At 67.5% G+C, this 17259-nt stretch carries 17 protein-coding genes; 11 read left to right on the top strand and 6 right to left on the bottom strand.

All coding sequences use genetic code 11. The features are described from left to right. Nucleotides 1-3 precede the first annotated feature (3 nt). The gene (locus tag K3M35_RS04955) at nt 4-150 is read right to left on the bottom strand and encodes a hypothetical protein (RefSeq protein ID WP_162836409.1); all 147 of its coding nucleotides are present in this window, start codon (nt 148-150) and stop codon (nt 4-6) included. Between the two features lie 219 nt (nt 151-369). Here K3M35_RS04955 and K3M35_RS04950 point away from each other — a divergent pair, with 219 nt between their 5' ends. Further along, nucleotides 370-567 (top strand): hypothetical protein, encoded by a 198-nt coding sequence (locus K3M35_RS04950; protein ID WP_006553868.1) that lies wholly within the window; start codon nt 370-372, stop codon nt 565-567. 92 nt (nt 568-659) lie between these two features. Here K3M35_RS04950 and K3M35_RS04945 read toward each other — a convergent pair whose 3' ends face one another. After that, nucleotides 660-857, bottom strand: coding sequence for a CsbD family protein (locus K3M35_RS04945; protein ID WP_019288742.1), 198 nt, complete (start codon nt 855-857; stop codon nt 660-662). Between the two features lie 119 nt (nt 858-976). Here K3M35_RS04945 and K3M35_RS04940 point away from each other — a divergent pair, with 119 nt between their 5' ends. Continuing rightward, nucleotides 977-1153 (top strand): hypothetical protein, encoded by a 177-nt coding sequence (locus tag K3M35_RS04940; protein WP_162836410.1) that lies wholly within the window; start codon nt 977-979, stop codon nt 1151-1153. A gap of 29 nt (nt 1154-1182) precedes the next feature. Here the strand turns inward: K3M35_RS04940 and K3M35_RS04935 are convergent, their stop codons facing one another. Together K3M35_RS04935 and K3M35_RS04930 are read right to left on the bottom strand one after the other, a co-directional pair. Beyond that, nucleotides 1183-2202 carry a magnesium transporter CorA family protein gene (locus K3M35_RS04935; RefSeq protein ID WP_064060089.1) on the bottom strand — a complete coding sequence of 340 codons (1020 nt, stop codon included), beginning with the start codon at nt 2200-2202 and terminating at the stop codon, nt 1183-1185. 57 nt (nt 2203-2259) lie between these two features. Next, the gene (locus K3M35_RS04930) at nt 2260-5760 is read right to left on the bottom strand and encodes a serine/threonine-protein kinase (RefSeq protein ID WP_220666052.1); all 3501 of its coding nucleotides are present in this window, start codon (nt 5758-5760) and stop codon (nt 2260-2262) included. A gap of 159 nt (nt 5761-5919) precedes the next feature. Here K3M35_RS04930 and K3M35_RS04925 point away from each other — a divergent pair, with 159 nt between their 5' ends. From K3M35_RS04925 to K3M35_RS04895, 7 genes are all read left to right on the top strand, one after another. Further along, nucleotides 5920-6276 (top strand): hypothetical protein, encoded by a 357-nt coding sequence (locus K3M35_RS04925; protein ID WP_006553871.1) that lies wholly within the window; start codon nt 5920-5922, stop codon nt 6274-6276. Nucleotides 6277-6283: 7 nt separating this feature from the next. Further along, nucleotides 6284-7426, top strand: coding sequence for a class I SAM-dependent methyltransferase (locus K3M35_RS04920; protein ID WP_064060084.1), 1143 nt, complete (start codon nt 6284-6286; stop codon nt 7424-7426). 96 nt (nt 7427-7522) lie between these two features. Further along, complete coding sequence (locus tag K3M35_RS04915; protein WP_006553873.1) at nt 7523-8365, top strand: Bax inhibitor-1/YccA family protein; 843 nt, start codon at nt 7523-7525, stop codon at nt 8363-8365. Between the two features lie 119 nt (nt 8366-8484). Continuing rightward, a complete protein-coding gene (locus K3M35_RS04910; RefSeq protein ID WP_006553874.1) occupies nt 8485-9870 on the top strand; it encodes a cystathionine beta-synthase in 1386 nt (461 codons plus the stop codon). Nucleotides 9871-9883: 13 nt separating this feature from the next. Beyond that, nucleotides 9884-11035 (top strand): cystathionine gamma-synthase, encoded by a 1152-nt coding sequence (locus tag K3M35_RS04905; RefSeq protein WP_094980843.1) that lies wholly within the window; start codon nt 9884-9886, stop codon nt 11033-11035. 141 nt (nt 11036-11176) lie between these two features. After that, nucleotides 11177-13087: an SEC-C domain-containing protein gene (locus tag K3M35_RS04900; RefSeq protein ID WP_248846166.1), complete on the top strand. Its 1911-nt coding sequence runs from the start codon at nt 11177-11179 to the stop codon at nt 13085-13087. A 149-nt stretch (nt 13088-13236) separates the two neighbouring features. Further along, a complete protein-coding gene (locus tag K3M35_RS04895) occupies nt 13237-14598 on the top strand; it encodes a bifunctional lytic transglycosylase/C40 family peptidase (protein ID WP_064255769.1) in 1362 nt (453 codons plus the stop codon). Between the two features lie 91 nt (nt 14599-14689). Here the strand turns inward: K3M35_RS04895 and greA are convergent, their stop codons facing one another. Together greA and K3M35_RS04885 are read right to left on the bottom strand one after the other, a co-directional pair. Next, nucleotides 14690-15184: a transcription elongation factor GreA gene (gene greA, locus K3M35_RS04890; protein WP_006553878.1), complete on the bottom strand. Its 495-nt coding sequence runs from the start codon at nt 15182-15184 to the stop codon at nt 14690-14692. Between the two features lie 246 nt (nt 15185-15430). Beyond that, nucleotides 15431-15859, bottom strand: a complete 429-nt coding sequence (locus K3M35_RS04885; protein ID WP_039584586.1) for a DUF4307 domain-containing protein — start codon at nt 15857-15859, stop codon at nt 15431-15433. A 162-nt stretch (nt 15860-16021) separates the two neighbouring features. On the opposite strand from K3M35_RS04885, the gene mca reads away from it, so the two are divergent. Both mca and K3M35_RS04875 read left to right on the top strand, forming a co-directional pair. After that, the gene (gene mca, locus K3M35_RS04880) at nt 16022-16900 is read left to right on the top strand and encodes a mycothiol conjugate amidase Mca (protein ID WP_006553880.1); all 879 of its coding nucleotides are present in this window, start codon (nt 16022-16024) and stop codon (nt 16898-16900) included. Beyond that, complete coding sequence (locus K3M35_RS04875; RefSeq protein ID WP_006553881.1) at nt 16897-17217, top strand: hypothetical protein; 321 nt, start codon at nt 16897-16899, stop codon at nt 17215-17217. The genes mca and K3M35_RS04875 overlap by 4 nt, the downstream gene beginning before the upstream one ends. The last annotated feature ends 42 nt before the right edge of the window (nt 17218-17259 follow it).

The following is a 17259-nucleotide window of genomic DNA, read 5'->3' as shown; positions in this document are numbered from 1 at the left end:
GGATCAGGCGCCGCGCGCGGAGAAGATCGAGGTGTAGTCGTGGGGACCGCCCACTTCGGCGACAGCGGTGACGGGTTCGGTCTCGGCGTCGGTCTCCGGAGTGGTGGGCGCGAGGAAGAGGGGTCCGTCGAATTCTTTGTTCTGGCTCATGGCCGTCCTTTCGGGTGCGGCCGGGTAGACCCGGCCGTGGGGCAGTGCGAAGAAGAGGGGCCGCGGTACACGCGGCGGGGAACTCTCACGTCCGGTTCGGAACCTTCGGGCACTGTGGTGCGAGGTTGCTCATCATGTGCGAGCCGAACGATGTCTCCACCCTACACCAGAAGGTTCGCGCGACGTTTGACCGGCGAGTCGCGTGGGAAGACACTCGGCATGGCTACCTACAGAGTGATCGACCCGACCGGGAACGTCGTGGATACCAAGGAAATCGAGAGCGCGGACGACGCGCACGCCTGGTTCGTCGACCAGCGCGCCGACAACAGCGAACTCGGCTGGCGTATGGAGGCGCAGAACGAGCAGGACGGTACCTGGCACTTCTTCGACGACACCGAAGGCACCTCCTCGAAGTAGTCCCGGCAGCACCCCGTGAGAGCGGGGTGCTGCACGCACCGACACAGCGCGGTGCCAGTAGTCGCAACTACCGGCACCGCGCAGTTCAAGGGCTACTTCTTGAAAGCGTCCTTGACGTTCTCGACGGCGTCCGAGACCTTGTCGCCTGCCTGCTTCAGACCGCTGGAGGCCTGGTCGCCGCGACCCTCGGCTTCGAGATCACGATCGCCGGTCGCCTGACCGGTGTTCTCCTTGATCTTGCCGCCCGCTTCTTCTGCCTTGTGCTTTGCCTTATCGACGAAGTCGGCCATGGGGTCCTCCTGTGTCATCGAACGTTGCTCTGACGGAGTACCCCACCCGAACAGCCTGAAACCGAACACGACCGGCTCGTCCGTGTCAGACTTCGACACAGACAGCCAGGAGGAGACCGATGTCGCATCCCACCAACTCCGGTCCCGAGAACAACGACCCGATCGGGGACGCGCCCGACGCCGATCCCGAACTCGTCCGCGACGGGCCGGTGCAGCGCCGGCGTTCGGCGGGTGCGGTGATCGCAGCCGTCGCGGTGGTCGTCGTGATCGTCGTGCTGCTCGTAGTTTTCCTCTGAACAGAGCCGTTCACCGAGCAACGCGGGGTTCACAACCAGTCGCGGCGCTTGAAGAGCACGTAGAGAACGATCGCCGACACGACCATGATCCCGACCCCACTCATCAGTCCCCAGGCCTCGCCTACTCCGGGATAGGGCACGTTCATGCCGTACCAACCGGTGACGGCCGTGGGGACGGCGATGATCGCGGCCCATCCCGTCAGTTTCTTCATGACGATGTTCAGGCGCGCGTCCTGCAGCGACAGGTTCGTCTCGAAGACGGTGTTCACCATCTCGCGCAGTGAATCGGTCCACTCTGCAGCACGCATCACGTGGTCGTAGAGGTCGTTGTAGGAACTGTCGAGTTCGGGGTGGTGGTTGCTCTCGGCGCGGGTCCGCAGGACGGCATTGACGACCTCGCGCATCGGCAGCACGACCCGCCGGAGCTGCACGAGTTCCTTGCGGAGCCGGTAGACGCGTCGCTGGATCTGCCGGGTGGAGGCGCCGTCCTCGAAGAGGCAGTCCTCGAGGTCCTCGGCGGCGTCGTCGAGTTCCTGGATGGTCTCGAACTGCCCGTCGACGACCGTGTCGAGCAGGCCGTGGATCAGCGCACCCGGTCCGTACTGCAGCAGGTCGGTGTTCTCGTCCCACCTGCGCACCGCCTCGTCGATGTCGAAGGGAGTGCCGCGGCGAACGGTGACGACGCCGCGGGGCAGGACGAAGGCGGAGATCCGGGTGGTGCGGAGCCGGGACTCGTGCGCCTGATTCTCGTCCTCGGAATCCGGAAACAGGTGTGTCGCGTAGACCGTGAGGAAGGTATGGGTGGCGTAGCGGGTGGCCTTCGTGCGCTCGCCGTGTGCGAGCGAATCCTCGACGGCGTGCGGGTCGAGGTTCCATTCCTCGGCGAGTTCGAGCAGAGCCGTGTGCTCGGGATTCCACAGATCCACCCAGACGAGGGCCTCGGGATCGGCGAGATGCTCCGAGACGGCTGAGAGCGGGAAACCTTCGTCGGCGAGTTTCCCGTGGGCCCACCGCCGGGTCCGGATGGAGTTGTCGTATCGGTCCGTCACCTCGGCAGTGTCCCCGAAATCGGCGGGCTTCACACCGCGTTCCCGTCACGACCGGGCTCACACGACAGGACGATGCTCGGTGTCCACCAATCGCAGCACCTCGTCGACGAACCCGAGGTCGATCCGTGGCCGATCGTCAGGCCGCAGACCCTGTTCGATCCGTACCCGCATCGAGGTGAGCGTGGCGATCACGTGTGGCCCGCCGTCGGTCAGATAGCGCACCATTCCGCGCGCCGCGCACGCGTCGACCACGACGGCCAGGGTCTCCTCGGCCTCCTCGATGCGTCCGGCCGCGTGCAGGCAGGAGGCGAGCAGACGGTGGGCCTGCAGGTGGGCGCGGGGACGCGAGGTGGTGCGCTGTACCCACATCCGCGCCCATCCGACGGCCTGTTCCGACGCCTCGGGCTCCCCGTTCTCGCTGAGCAGCCGGATCGCGGTGGAGTCCTCGATCTGGAGGGTGATCTCGACGGTTCCGTCGGGGTGGGGTGTGGTGTTCTCCGGCATCGTGCGTGTCGAGGGGCCTGGAGTGGCGATTCCGAGCCGGACCCGTTCGTTCTCGATGCGTGCACGCAGGCGCGGCAGGTCGTGCAGCGCCGCGACCCGCAGTCCTTCGGTGAGCAGGGCGACGGCTTCCTCCCGGTTGCCCTGCAACATCTTCAGGCGCGCAGCGGTACCGAAGCGAGCGATGAGGAAATCCGTTCCACCGCCTTCTATTCCGAGCAGGTTGCTCTCGTCGAGCAGTGCTTCGGCCTCGGCGGTCCGTCCCTGTTCGTAGAGCAGCTCTCCGAGCATGGCAGCGGCGAGACGCCCTCCGTGGGTGTGGATTCCGCCGTTTCGTCGCGCTCGGCGCAGCGCTGTGCGGAAGTACTTCTCGGCCGAGGCGACGTCGAGTCGTTCGTTCGCGGCGATGCCGCACAGGCACTGACCGTAGATCGACGCGAACGGTCCGCGGGTCTCGCGGTGGTAGGGCTCCGCCCATTCCTGCCGCCGGATCGCTGAGGTGAAGTCGAAGCGGAAGATGTCGGCGTACGAGGCGAAGTCGGCTGCGGCCGCCACCACCCACGGGTGCACGGAGGTCGGATTCTCCAGGCACGGCGCGATGAGTTCGTAGATGCCGTCGATGCGGTCGGAGTTCATCAGGATCGACGCCTCGACGGCACCCGCCTCGATGTGGAGTGCTTCGACGTCGTAGCTGTCCGTCACCCCACGGTCGAGCAATTCCCTTACTGCCGCGAGGGTTCTGCGGCATCGGTCCAACCGCAGCAGCGCACTGTTCGCCCAGGCCTGCGTGAGCAGCAGGCGCGGATCGTTTGCGACGGCCCGCGGCGGCAGTTTGTCGATCAGGGCGAGCAGCGTGGCGATGTGCCCGTGCTCCATCAGGTACATGCCGTCGTCGGCGAGCAGGTCGACGGCGAAGTCGGTGTCGTTGGCGGCGAGGGCGTGGTCGACGGCCTCCTGCAGCATGCGGTTGCGGGCGAACCAGTCGGCGGCGGTGCGATTCAGGTCCGCGACCTTCTCGGGATGGTCGCGTTCGAGACGTCGACGCAGAAAGTCGAGGAACAGGTGGTGATAGCGGAACCACACGCGTTCGTCGTCGACGTGCCGCAGGAACAGGTCGCGTTCCTCCGCCTCCTCGAGCATCGCCTGGCTGCGCGGATCGCCCGTGAGCGCCGCGGCGAGGCTGCCGCTGATCGATTCGGTGATGCTCGTCGCGAGGAGGAATTCGTACATCCGGGGTTCGAGACCGGCCAGCACGTTGTCGGCGAGGAACTCACCGATCGCGTGGTGCCGACCCGTGATGTTCTCGATGAGCCACGACGGATCGTCGCTGTCGCGCAACGACAACGACGCGAGCTGCAGGGCTGCGGCCCAGCCCTCCGTGGTGCGGGTGAGATCCTCCACGTCCTCGGGGCCGAGGTCTATCCCGCCGATGTCGCGCAAGAAGGCGTTCGATTCGTCCACCCCGAACCGCAATGCCGTCGAATCGACCTCGACCAGCTCGTCGCGAACACGCATGCGGCTGAGCGGAAGTCCGGATCGGTTGCGGCTCGTCACCACGAGCTGCAGGTGATGGCATCCGCGGTCGAGCAGGAACTCGAGGGCAGCGACGGTCTCCGTCGACGTGACGCGGTGCCAGTCGTCGATCACCAGCGTCGCCGCGGTGTCGGTGCGGTGCAACTCGTCGATGAGCGTGCACAGTACGTACCGTTCGGCCTCGTCGCCGTGCGCGTCGAGGATCTGGCCCAGTTCGCGCGCGAGGACCGGCCGGATCTGCTTCATGGCCTCGACGAGGTGCGCGAGGAACCACAGGACGTTGTTGTCGTCGCTGTCCACCGTCAACCACGCGACCGGCACTCCCTCGGCGGCGAGTACGTTGCGCCACTGCGTCGCGAGGGTGGACTTACCGAAGCCGGTGGGGGCGTGGATGGCGACGAGACGGCGTCGTCCGCCTGCCCGCAGGAACGAGATCAGACGGCTGCGTTCGATCAGGGGACGTGAGGTCGAGGGCGGCCGGAACCTGGTCGACGGTGCGGTGGACGGACCGGTGCGTCCCGAGACCGTGGACGACCGGCCGGAGACCGTCGAGGCCGGTCCGGTGAGCGGTGGCGCCGAACGCGGCGGGAGCGGGCCGGACGGCGGTGACCCGGGCAGCGCCATCTCGTCGATGGGCAGGTTGTGGGCGCGCTGGACGTCGCGGAGCAGATCGCCGAACTCGGCGGCCGTCTGCGGCCGGTCCTCGGCATCGGTCGCCATGCCGCGCTCGAGGGCCTCGCACACGTCGTCGGGGATGCCCTCGCCGCGCAGGTCGGGGACGGGCTCGGAGGTGATGCGCACGAACTGCGCGACGATCTTCTCGCCCTCCTTCCGCTCGAAGGCGGCGTGACCGGTGATCGCCGCGAACAGGGTCGCGGAGAGGCCGTAGACGTCGGCGGCCGGAGTCGCGGCATGACCGCGCAGCACCTCCGGTGCCGTGAACGCGGGGGAACCGGTGATCTCACCGGCAGTGGTGCGGAAGCCGCCGCCGACGCGGGCGATACCGAAATCCGTCAGCTGCGGTTCGCCGTACTCGGTGAGCAGGATGTTGCCGGGCTTGATGTCGCGGTGCAGGACGTCGGAACGATGCGCCGTCTCGAGTGCACCGGCGACCTTCACCCCGATCCGGACCGCCTCCGGCCAGGCGATCGGTCCGTGCCGCCGGATGCGGGTGTCGAGAGAGTCGTGCGGGTGATAGTGCATCACCAGATAGGGCAGGCCCGTGTCCGTCGCGCCGGCCTGCAGCACGGTGACGATGTTGGGGTGGCCGGAGAGCCGCCCCATCGCGCGTTGCTCGCGTAGGAAGCGTTCGAGATCGGCGGGTTCGGGGGAGCGGCGCAGCACTTTCACCGCGACGTCGCGGTCGAGTTCGGCCTGCCGGCAGCGGTAGACCACACCGAAGCCGCCGCGGCCGATCTCCACGGCGTCGGTGAAACCGGCATCGTGCAGCGCGCGCACGATGTCCGTCTCTGCGACGTCGACAATCGGCGCGCGCTGAGTGGCGGCCGGATCGTTCTCGGTCATCGGCGCAATCACCTCGGGAAGCCGTTTCCCCAGGATAGTCTCGAAATGTGCACGCCCGCCGCAGATCGTGCGTCGCCCCTGTTCTAACGTGGTCCGGCCGGACCACGGTGCCTCACCGGGAACGGACGAAACGACACTGCGACCAGAAGTGGGACATAGATGAAGAAGACTCTCGCGGCGCTGTTCGGTGCAGGTGTGGTCCTGCTTGCGGCGGCGTGTGGATCCTCGGACGGATCCGACTCGGCCGAGGAGACCACCACCACGACGAGCACCTCGGCTTCGGCGGAGGCCGGCACCTCGGGCACCAGCGTCGAACTCGGTAAGAGCTACGAGGAGAACTGCGAGGCTCTGCTGCCCTACCTCGACGAGCTCGAGGAGTGGGGCCAGGACCGCGTGGCAGCGGCCCAGGCCGTCGCCGACGCCCAGCAGCAGCTCCCGGCCTGGCAGGATCTCAGCGAAGAGGAGCAGGCCGACACCCTGCGTGCCATCGAGAACGCCGGAAAGGGCGAGTGCTGACGGTCGAGTGGTGATCGACGAGTTGTACGACAGGTTGAGGCGCTTCCCGGATGTGGAAGCGCCCAACCTGTTCGCCGTCGACGGGGCCGATCGCTTGCTCCTCGACGAAGCCGCGCCCGCACTGGAATCCGCAGCGCCGGGCACGATCGTGGTCGTCGACGACCAGTACGGCGCCCTGACCCTGGGTGCGGCCGTCCGGTTCGGCGCGGAGCGGATCCGGGTGCATCAGGACTCGGTGGTGGCCGAACGCGCCCTGGCTGCGAACGCCGAGCGTGAGGATCTCACCGACCGCTACCGTTCCTGCGGACTCGACGCGGACCTGCTCGCCGGTGCCCGAGTGGTACTGCTGCGTCTTCCCCGTTCGCTGTCGGCGCTCACCGAGATCGCCGAGATCGTGGCCCGCCACGCCGACCCCGAGGTCGTCGTGTTCGCCGGTGGCCGCGACAAGCACATCAGCCTTGCGATGAACGACGTCCTCGCTGCGTCCTTCGCAGAGGTCCGCGCGTCGCGGGGACGGCAGAAGTCGCGTGTGCTCACCGCGCGCCGAGCAACGCCCGGACCGGCCTCGTATCCCGTCCGTGAGAGGCTCGACGAACTCGGCCTCACCGTGGTCGCGCACGGGGCCGCCTTCGCCGGCCCGCGCCTCGACATCGGTACCCGTTTCCTCCTCGACTTCTTCCCCCGTCTCGACTTCCCCCGTAACGACACGGACGAGCAGATCGCGGTGGACCTCGGCTGCGGCACCGGCATCCTCGCCGCGATGCTCGCCCGGCAACTGCCCGACGTTCGCGTGATCGCGACCGATCACTCCGCCTCCGCCGTCGCCTCCGCCGCGGAGACGGCCGCCGCGAACGGGCTCGCCGACCGGATCGACACGCTCCGCGACGACGCCGCGAGTTCGATCGCCGCCGGGTCGGTCGACCTCGTGGTGTGTAATCCGCCCTTCCACATCGGCGCCGCCGTGCACACCGGCGCGGCCCACAAGATGTTCGACGCCGCAGCCCGGATCCTCCGCCCGGGAGGACAGATGTGGACGGTCTACAACCGCCACCTCGACTACCGCCCCGCGCTGTCGGGCATCGTCGGGCCGACCCGCGTCGAGGGCCGCAACCGCAAGTTCACGGTGACCAGGTCGGTACGGAGCCGGTAGAGTCCGATTAGTCCGAGCTTTCTCGACGAAACGGGAACTCGTGAGGTTACTGCCTCGTTGAACGGACAGAAGCGACCACGAGAAGGGAAGTGCACGGTGCGCACCACCAGTAACCCGGTGTTCCGCAACCTGCCCAAGCAAGAGGGCGGCGGATACGCCACGTTCGGCTCTGCGACGGCGGGCGCCGCGCAGGCCACCCAGCAATTCGGTCAGCCCCAGACGGATCCGTGGGCACGTCCCACCGACCAGCGGACCATGACGATCGACGATGTCGTCACCAAGACCGGCATCACGCTCGGCGTGCTCGCCGTCTCGGCACTCATCTCCTACGTCCTGGTCAACTCCAACGTCGGCCTGGCAGCTCCGTTCGTCATCGGCGGCGGTCTGATCGGCCTCGTCCTGGTGCTGGTCGCGACGTTCGGCCGCAAGATGGACAACCCGGCGATCGTCCTCGCCTACGCGGTGGCGGAAGGCTTCTTCCTCGGCGCGCTGTCGTTCATGTTCACCGACATCACGTTCGGTGGCGCCGGCGGCGCGACTCTGATCGCGCAGGCCGTCCTCGGTACCTTCGGCGTGTTCTTCGGCATGCTCGTCGTGTACCGCACCGGCGCCATCCGCGTCACGCCGCGCCTGACCCGCATGATCGTCGGCGCCCTCGTCGGTGTCCTGGTCCTGGCGCTGGGCAACCTCGTCGCCGGCTTCTTCATCGACGGTGGCCTGGGCCTGCGCGACGGCGGCCCGATCGCCATCATCTTCAGCCTCGTGTGCATCGGCATCGCGGCGTTCAGCTTCCTGCTGGACTTCGACTCCGCCGATCAGCTGATCCGCGCACAGGCCCCCGAGAAGGCCGCCTGGGGCGTCGCCCTCGGCCTGACCGTCACCCTGGTGTGGCTGTACGTAGAGATCCTGCGACTGCTCAGCTACTTCCAGAACGACTAGCAGTACGCCATGAAGACCCCGGACCACGGTCCGGGGTCTTCGTCGTTTCCCAGGGGGTGTTTTCCCAGGGGTGTACACCTTCACCCTGTCGGAAAGCCACGACGTGGGAACATGGAGTCATGCGCATTGCGGATTCCGTCATCGACCTCATCGGAAACACCCCCCTCGTCAAGCTCAACACGGTGGTGAAACCCGGATCGGGGCTCGTAGCGGCGAAGATCGAATACCTCAATCCCGGCGGCAGCTCCAAGGACCGTATCGCGGTGAAGATGATCGATGCGGCCGAAGCGTCGGGCGAACTGAAGCCGGGCGGGACGATCGTCGAGCCCACCTCCGGCAACACCGGCATCGGCCTGGCCCTGGTCGCGCAGCAGCGCGGCTACAAGTGCGTGTTCGTGTGCCCCGACAAGGTCGGCGAGGACAAGCGCAACGTGCTGCGGGCCTACGGTGCCGAGGTGGTCGTGTGCCCGACCGCGGTCCCGCCGGAGCACCCCGACAGCTACTACAGCGTCTCCGACCGTCTCGCCCGTGAGCTCCCCGGTGGCTGGAAGCCCAACCAGTACTCCAACCCGGGGGGCCCGGCGAGCCACTACGAGACCACCGGCCCGGAGATCTGGAACGACACCGACGGCAAGATCACGCACTTCGTCGCTGGCGTCGGCACCGGCGGCACCATCTCGGGTACCGGCCGGTACCTCAAGGAGGTCTCCAACGGTGCGGTGAAGGTCGTCGGCGTCGACCCCGAGGGCTCGGTGTACTCGGGCGGCACCGGCCGGCCGTACCTCGTCGAAGGTGTCGGTGAGGACTTCTGGCCCTCGGCCTACGACCCGTCGATCCCCGACGAGATCATCGCCGTCTCCGACGCCGACTCGTTCGAGATGACCCGTCGCCTCGCCCGCGAGGAAGGCCTGCTCGTCGGTGGCTCCTGCGGCATGGCCGTCGTCGCCGCACTGCAGGTTGCCGAGCGCGAGGGCCCCGACGCGGTCGTTGTCGTGCTGCTGCCCGACGGTGGTCGCGGCTACATGTCGAAGATCTTCAACGACAAGTGGATGGCCAGCTACGGCTTCCTCCGCGCGCCGCTCGACGGCAAGCCCGACGACTCCACCGTCGGCGACGTGCTGCGCGGCAAGAGCGGCGACCTGCCCGACCTCGTGCACACCCACCCGTCCGAGACGGTGCGCGACGCCATCGAGATCCTTCGGGAGTACGGCGTCTCGCAGATGCCGGTCGTGGGTGCCGAACCGCCCGTCACCGCAGGTGAGGTGGCCGGTTCGGTCAGTGAGCGCGAACTGCTCAGCGCCGTCTTCGAAGGTCGCGCGAATCTCGCCGATCCGGTCGAGAAGCACATGAGCCCGCCGCTGCCGAACATCGGCGTGGGCGAGTCGATCGACTCCGCCACGAAGGCGTTCGGCGACACCGACGCGCTCATGGTGATCGACGACGGCAAGCCCGTCGGTGTCATCACCCGCCACGACCTGCTCGGATTCATCTCTCAAGGCCGATAGGACACAGATCTTCATGACAGACCAGAACCAGCACGGTTTCGCGACCCGCGCCATCCACGCCGGGTACGAGCCCGACCCCCAGACCGGTGCCGTCAACGTGCCGATCTACGCGTCGTCGACCTTCGCCCAGGACGGCGTCGGCGAGATGCGCAACGGCTTCGAGTACGCCCGCACCGGCAACCCCACCCGTCGTCCCCTCGAGGCGAACCTCGCCGCGCTCGAGAACGGCACCTACGGCCGGGCGTTCGGCTCGGGCATGGCCGCTACCGACTGCCTGCTCCGTTCGGTGCTGCGTCCGGGCGACCACCTCGTCATCCCCAACGACGCGTACGGCGGCACCTTCCGTCTCATCGACAAGGTGTTCACGCAGTGGGGGATCGAGTACACCCCGGCCGCGATCAACGACGCCGACGAGGTGCGCGCGGCCGTGCGCCCGAACACCAAGCTCGTGTGGGTGGAGACGCCCACCAACCCGCTGCTCAACATCGGCGACATCTCGGCGCTCGCCGACATCGCGCACGAGGGTGGTGCCAAGCTCGTCGTCGACAACACCTTCGCGTCGCCGTACCTGCAGCAGCCGCTCACCTTCGGTGCCGACGTCGTGCTGCATTCGACCACCAAGTACATCGGTGGTCACTCCGACGTCGTCGGTGGCGCGCTGGTGACGAACGACGAAGAGCTCGACGCCGCCTTCGCGTTCCTGCAGAACGGTGCGGGCGCCGTGCCGGGCCCGTTCGACGCCTTCCTCACGCTGCGCGGCATCAAGACGCTCGCGGTGCGGATGGAGAAGCACTCCGACAACGCCGAGAAGCTCGTCGACTTCCTGTCGGGACATTCCGCCGTGACCAAGGTGCTGTACCCGGGTCTCGAATCGCATCCGGGCCACGAGTACGCGGCTCAGCAGATGCGTCGCTTCGGCGGCATGATCTCCGTGCGCCTCGCCGGGGGCCGCCAGGCCGCGCTGGACTTCTGCAAGCGCACCGAGATCTTCACCCTCGCCGAGTCGCTCGGTGGCGTGGAGTCGCTCATCGAGCATCCGGGCGCGATGACCCACGCCTCCACGGCAGGCTCGTTGCTCGAGGTCCCCGAGGACCTCGTCCGCCTGTCGGTGGGCATCGAGGACGCCGCCGACCTGCTCGCCGACGTCGAACAGGCGCTCGGCTGACACACCGGTCGTAGAAGACAGGAGAAGAAGGCGTCCCGAAGGACGCCTTCTTCTCGTGTCGATCGGGAAAACACCGACGGCGACGTGCGGAAGGAACCGCATAGCCCCCGGAAGCACTGCCGGGCGCCGTACGATCACGTGGTGACGGACAACGAACATCCCGAATCCGCCCTGTGGGACACCGTGCTCGACACGGTACGGCGCCATGGACCCATGACGATCGACGAGGTGGCCGATCATCTCGAGGAGCACGGATTCGGCTCGGCCGAGCAAGTGATGATCGATCTCGAACAGTCGGAACCGCATCCGCTGTTGATGTGGTTGTCCGACGACCGTGTCGCGGCGACGGATGCGCTGTTCGAGGGCAGGATGCTCACACACCGCCTCACCGCGGACGAACTCGACCGGCACGCGATCCCGGTCGACGACATCGAACCGCTCCTGCTGCTCGTCTCCGAGGACGACGAGTTCGATCTCGTGCAGCCCGGTGGATTCGAAGCTGCTGCCACGCAAAACGATCCGGATTCGGATGAGATCGTCCGCAAGGAGACGATCGTCTTTCCCGAAGGAGCCCTGGCGGGTCACGAGGCGGGAGACCTGCTCGCACTCACCGTGCGGGACGGTCGCTTGTCGTTCGCTCCGGTCGACGACGAAGTCCGAAGTAGTGAGGCCGAATTCGTGCACGCGCTCGAACAGGCCATCGCCCGCCAGCAGGTGGCGAGCCTCGGGGGCGCCTTCCTCGACGTGCTCGCCGATGTACCGGACGCGTTCTCCGCGCCGTCCCTGCCGCTCGGGGACTTGCTCGCCGGAGCCGGTCTGGTCCGCAGCGGAGACCTGGTGGCACCGAACGGTTTCGACTTCGACGGATACTCCGACCGGGCAATGTTCGAGATCTATGCCGAACAGCTCGGGATCCCCGTCGACGCCGTGCCCGGCGTGGCCCTGTTCGCGTCGCTGGTCGAAGCCCTCGAACGCGGCGACGACGCCGAACTCGACGAGCGTTTCGCCGTGGGAAAATCCGGTCTGTACTCGGTGCTGTCCGATCCCGAGATCGCCGAGACCGTCTACGACGAACTGGTGGGGGAGAAGCTCGCGCCCGAGGCGATCGAACAGGCCGCGCTGTGGCTGCTCGACCATGCGCCGCGACGTGCGGCGGGGGCAGCGCACTGGATCGCCGGTCGCGCGGCCGAATCGACCGGACGCCTCACGGAAGCCGAACGGCACTACGAGCGCTCGGCCGACCTCGACTCCGCCTTCGACCTCCCGTTGTTCGACCTCGCGCGCTTCGCTTCCGATCGCGGGGACGCGATACGGGGGCTGTCTCTGCTCGCCCGGGTGCCGGGCGGCGACGAACATCCCCTCCACGAAGTGCTCGAACGGTACCGGCCGAAGGAGGTCCCGGGGCTCGGCCGCAACGACCGCTGCTGGTGCGGGTCGGGCCGCAAGTACAAGGCGTGCCATCTCGGGCGCGCCGAGCACTCGCTCGAGGAACGCTCCGACTGGCTGTACATGAAGGCGGCCATGCACGCCCTCGAACCCGGATGGGCCGAACAGCGGGTCGCGCTGGCGGAGGCGCGTTCCGGCTACGGGGACGACGACGCGGTGGCCGAGGCCGTCGCCGATCCTCTCGTCGAGGACGTCCTGCTCTTCGATGCCGGCGCCTTCGCGGATTTCGTCGAGCGTCGCGGTGAGTTGCTGCCCGAGGACGAGGCCGAGCTCGCCCGCTCGTGGCTGGCGGTCGAGCGTTCGGTCTTCGAGGTCGAGGCGAGTGCGCCGGAGGAGTCGCTCACGCTGCGCAACGTCCGTAGCGATCGGGTGGTGGAGGTGTCCGCGCCCTGGCTCGCGGGTGAGGTGCCCGCCGGGACGTTGCTGTGCGCCCGTGTGATGCCGGTGGGGGAGGACCGGTGGGTGATGCCCGGCGGCTGCGAACCGGTGACGAAGGATCAGCGGGACACGCTCGTCACGCTGCTGGACGAGGACGCGGTCGATGCGGTGGACATCATGGACGTCCTGACCCAGCCGGACGCCGCAGACTTCTATCCGGAACCGTAACTCCGGACCCTCAGGAAGCACCGGTCCCACTGGTCCCAGTACTAGAACGTGTTCTTGAATATATGTGATAAGAACATCCGGAAGCCGCACTGGTGATCGACCTCACAGCTACGGTGAGAGCGGTTGATGGATGGATGTGGGGGTAGCGGATGTCGGTGGACCCGTCTGCGGTCATCGTGGCAGTGGCTACGGCAGCAAGTGCGCTCGTTCAGGGCGTGGACCTACCAGCAGAGATCAAGGATCAGATCAACGGGGCGATCGAGTCGTTCGAGGCAACTGCCGAGAACGCCGACACGGATGTGGCGAATCTCGTCGCGTCCTTGCCGGAACCGATGCAGCAGGGAGCACAACAGGCGGTCGCGGATGCGACGACGGCGGTCGCGGGAGCGATCGAGCCGCATCTGCCCGAGGACGCGGCCGCGGCCCTGCACCCCGCCGATCCGCAAGCAGCTCCGCCCGCTCTGGCGCCCGAACCGCCGGCCGCGCGTCCCGGGCCCTTCGGAATACCGGTCCAACCCCCGGCGACCGGTGTGGTCGGGAACCCGCAACCCGGTCCCACGATCCCGGGCACCGGGATCACGTTGCCGTCGATCCCGGCGATCCTTCCCGGAACGCGACTCGCACCCATCGGTGCGATCGCAGTGTTCGCGCCGTGGCTGAAGAAGGCCGGCGAACTGTGCGAAGGGGTCTCCGCGCCGGTCCTCGCGGCCCTCTACTCCGCCGAGAACGGTTTCCGGTACGGCCCGACCGCGCCGGTCTCGCCGGTCGGCGCCCGCGGCCCGGGACAGTTCATGCCCGGCACCTGGGACCAGTACGGCAAGGACGCCGACGGTGACGGCAAGGCCGACGTCCTCGGCATCGCCGACCCGGTCATGGCGTCGGGCAACCTCCTGTGCGACAACTACAAGCTCATCGACGACTGGAAGAAGCGCGGACTGGTCGAGGGCGACACCCTCGATCTGACCCTCGCGGCCTACAACGCCGGCGTCGGCGCGGTGAAGCGCTCGGGTGGCATGCCGTCCGGTCATCCCGACTACGAGAACCAGACGAAGCCCTACGTCGCGAAGATCCGCGCGACCGAGCACGTCTTCGCCCGCATGCTCTCGCCGTTCCTGGGTCTGGGTATCGGAGGCGGAGCCGGCGACGTCGGTAATCGCATCGTCGACCTTGCCTTCAAGTACCTCGGCCTGCCGTACGTCTGGGGTGGCGGCAATATCAACGGGCCGTCCGGCGGCGGTTTCGACTGCTCCGGCCTGACGTCGTACGCGGTCTTCGCCGCGACGGGCATCACGCTGCCGCGCACGTCCGAGACACAGTGGCACATCGGCACCGAGGTGCCGCTGTACGCGGCGCGCCCCGGCGACCTGCTGTTCGGCAACTGGCAGGCCGGGGGACCGGGTCACGTCGCCATCTACATCGGTGGCGGGCAGATGGTGCACGCACCCACCACCGGCGACGTCGTGCGGGTGGGGCCGGTCTTCCCCGACATGAAGGCGCGGCGCATCTTCTGACACCTGCCGTGAACACGCGAAAGGCCCGACCGAGAGAATCCGGTCGGGCCTTTCGGCTGCAGAGGGACTGCCGCGGTGCGGCACTCGGCGATCAGCCGCGGTAGGGTTCCGCGCTCACCAGTGTCACCTTCATGGTGTTGCCGTTGGGCAGCGTGTACTCGCGGGTCTCGCCGACCTTCGCGTCGATCAGGGCGCCACCGAGGGGCGAGCTGGGGGAGTAGGTCTCGAGCTCGCTGTTGCGGGCACCTTCTTCGCGGGTCGCGATCAAGAACGTCTCCGTGTCGGTCTCGTCGCCGGCGTAGTAGACGGTGACGACGGAACCGGGGAGGGCCACGCCCGACTCGGTCGGAGCAACGCCGACCTTGGCGGTGCCCAGCAGCTCCTGGAGCTGACGGATACGGGCTTCCTGCTGGCCCTGCTCCTCGCGGGCCGCGTGGTAGCCGCCGTTCTCCTTGAGGTCGCCTTCCTCGCGACGCTCGTTGATCTCGGCGGCGATGACAGGACGATTCGCGATGAGCTGGTCCAGCTCGGCCTTGAGTCGGTCGTACGACTCCTGCGTCAGCCAGGTCACCTGGGTCTCGGTCATCCTCGATCACTTCCTTCGGGTTGGAGCCCCCGGCTCCGTGGACAAGTCGTGCACATGCAACGACCGCGACAGCACGACCCCCGTCGTCCCCCTGGTTGTCAGGCTGAACGGAAGTCGTACTGTCTGTTGATGCTCTTATGCAGCAATACACGGCCCCAAAGGGTGGAACCGTGTATCCGGCTATTTTAGCATCACTATCGTCGCTGCTCCGGAAAAGCGCAGGAAGCCGCTGGTCGCGGTAGATTCCTAGGGTGCGCGGAGGTAGTCGGGAGCCTCGGTGCTGCAGCCGTAGGTATCGCCCATTCCGGGGCGTTGTGACGTCTTGACCGTGGATGTCAGCACGACCGTCTGCGAATCGGACGCCGGGATGAGGACCTCGCGCCGTCCGGTCTCGCTGCCGTCCTTCGACCGCGCCCGGATGATGCAGACAGCATCCTCGGACGGATCGTCCCGCGTGACCTTGAGCTGGATGTCGATGGTGCTGTCGTCGATGATCTCGAAGGCGAGGACCTCCGACTCGATCGGAGCCGAGTTGTTCTGGAACAGCACGAACGCCACGACGAGCCCGGCGAGCAGACCGGCGATGGTGAAACCCCAGCGCTTGCCGCGTGTCGACACGCGGGGCCCGGGGTACCGGGAGGAGGGGTACCGGTCGGTGGGCAGGGTGTTGCTCATCACTTTGCTTTCACAGCGGAACGATGGATCGGGCGTCGCCGCAGGGTCACGGCTGACGTCGGAATTATCAGGTGGAACTATAGAGGACGGATCCGTAGCGACCGCGACGCGGGCGCAGGGTCGGTTCCGGCGAAGCAGACGACGTGAGGTGGAGGAATACACGTGAGCGGACTACGGCTCATGGCCGTGCACGCCCATCCCGACGACGAGTCGAGCAAGGGCGCGGCCACGATGGCCCGGTACTCGGCCGAGGGACACGAGGTCCTGGTGGTCACGCTCACGGGCGGAGAGCGCGGCGACATCCTGAACCCCGCCATGGACGTGCCCGGCATTCGCGAACGCATGAGCGAGGTGCGTCAGGAGGAGATGGCCGAGGCCGCCCGCATCCTCGGGGTGCGGCACCAGTGGCTCGGCTTCGTCGACTCCGGACTGCCCGAGGGCGATCCCAAGCCTCCGCTGCCGGAGGGCTGCTTCGCTGCGATTCCGCTCGACGAACCGGTCCGCCGGCTCGTGCAGTCGGTGCGCGAGTTCCGCCCCCACGTCATGACCACCTACGACGAGAACGGTGGCTACCCGCATCCCGACCACATCCGGTGCCACGAGGTGTCGGTCGCGGCCTACGAAGCGGCCGCGGATCCGGATTTCCATCCCGAGCTGGGCGAGCCCTGGGCGGTGAGCAAGCTCTACTACTCGCACGGTTTCATCCGTAAGCGGCTCGAGCTGTTCCGCGAGGAGTACGAGCGTCGCGGGGAGCCGTTCCCGATGGAGCAGTGGCTCAACAAGTGGCGCACCGAGCAGGGCGACATCATGGGGCGCGTGACCACCCAGATCACCTGTGGCGACTACTTCCCGAAGCGCGACGACGCGCTGCGGGCCCACGCCACCCAGATCGACCCCAACGGATCCTTCTTCGCGGTGCCGTTGGACATCCAGCAGAAGGTGTGGCCGACCGAGGAGTTCGAGTTGGCCAAGACCCGCGTGAGCACGGTACTTCCCGAGACGGATCTGTTTGCGGGCATCGAGGACGGACAGGGCAAATGACGATAGGCACGCTCGCGGTCGATGTTCTGGCCGTCGAGATTCTGGCCCAGGAGCCGACCGGCCCCGAGTTCGGCAAGGCGTCTCCGCTCGGACTGGCCATCGTGGTGGTCCTGCTGGTCGCGACCGCTCTGCTGATCTGGAACATGAACAAGCGGCTGAAGAAGCTGCCCGAGAACTTCCAGCCGGAGCATCCCGAACCCGACCAGGCCGTGGACGACGGCACGCTGCCGGGTGCGATGCCCGGCGGAGCCGAGGAGAAGGCCGGCGGCACGAAGGCCACCGGTCCGGAACGTCCGGAACCCACCAAGGGAAGCTGACGACCGGCCGTCACCGGCGGTGCTCCTTCCGTAGCGTGGGGG

Origin of the sequence: Rhodococcus sp. DMU2021 (assembly GCF_019641445.1) — a bacterium.
Taxonomy (GTDB): Bacteria; Actinomycetota; Actinomycetes; order Mycobacteriales; family Mycobacteriaceae; genus Rhodococcus; species Rhodococcus pyridinivorans.
Note: the sequence above shows the minus strand (reverse complement) of the source record. Positions and strands in the feature narration are given on the sequence as shown.

What these genes read in the sequence shown, in the direction of transcription:
- K3M35_RS04955 (WP_162836409.1), bottom strand. Translation starts at nt 150, where the DNA reads ATGAGCCAGAACAAAGAATTCGACGGACCCCTCTTCCTCGCGCCCACC.
- K3M35_RS04950 (WP_006553868.1), top strand. Translation starts at nt 370, where the DNA reads ATGGCTACCTACAGAGTGATCGACCCGACCGGGAACGTCGTGGATACC.
- K3M35_RS04945 (WP_019288742.1), bottom strand. Translation starts at nt 857, where the DNA reads ATGGCCGACTTCGTCGATAAGGCAAAGCACAAGGCAGAAGAAGCGGGC.
- K3M35_RS04940 (WP_162836410.1), top strand. Translation starts at nt 977, where the DNA reads ATGTCGCATCCCACCAACTCCGGTCCCGAGAACAACGACCCGATCGGG.
- K3M35_RS04930 (WP_220666052.1), bottom strand. Translation starts at nt 5,760, where the DNA reads ATGACCGAGAACGATCCGGCCGCCACTCAGCGCGCGCCGATTGTCGAC.
- K3M35_RS04925 (WP_006553871.1), top strand. Translation starts at nt 5,920, where the DNA reads ATGAAGAAGACTCTCGCGGCGCTGTTCGGTGCAGGTGTGGTCCTGCTT.
- K3M35_RS04910 (WP_006553874.1), top strand. Translation starts at nt 8,485, where the DNA reads ATGCGCATTGCGGATTCCGTCATCGACCTCATCGGAAACACCCCCCTC.
- K3M35_RS04905 (WP_094980843.1), top strand. Translation starts at nt 9,884, where the DNA reads ATGACAGACCAGAACCAGCACGGTTTCGCGACCCGCGCCATCCACGCC.
- K3M35_RS04895 (WP_064255769.1), top strand. Translation starts at nt 13,237, where the DNA reads ATGTCGGTGGACCCGTCTGCGGTCATCGTGGCAGTGGCTACGGCAGCA.
- greA (WP_006553878.1), bottom strand. Translation starts at nt 15,184, where the DNA reads ATGACCGAGACCCAGGTGACCTGGCTGACGCAGGAGTCGTACGACCGA.
- K3M35_RS04885 (WP_039584586.1), bottom strand. Translation starts at nt 15,859, where the DNA reads ATGAGCAACACCCTGCCCACCGACCGGTACCCCTCCTCCCGGTACCCC.
- K3M35_RS04875 (WP_006553881.1), top strand. Translation starts at nt 16,897, where the DNA reads ATGACGATAGGCACGCTCGCGGTCGATGTTCTGGCCGTCGAGATTCTG.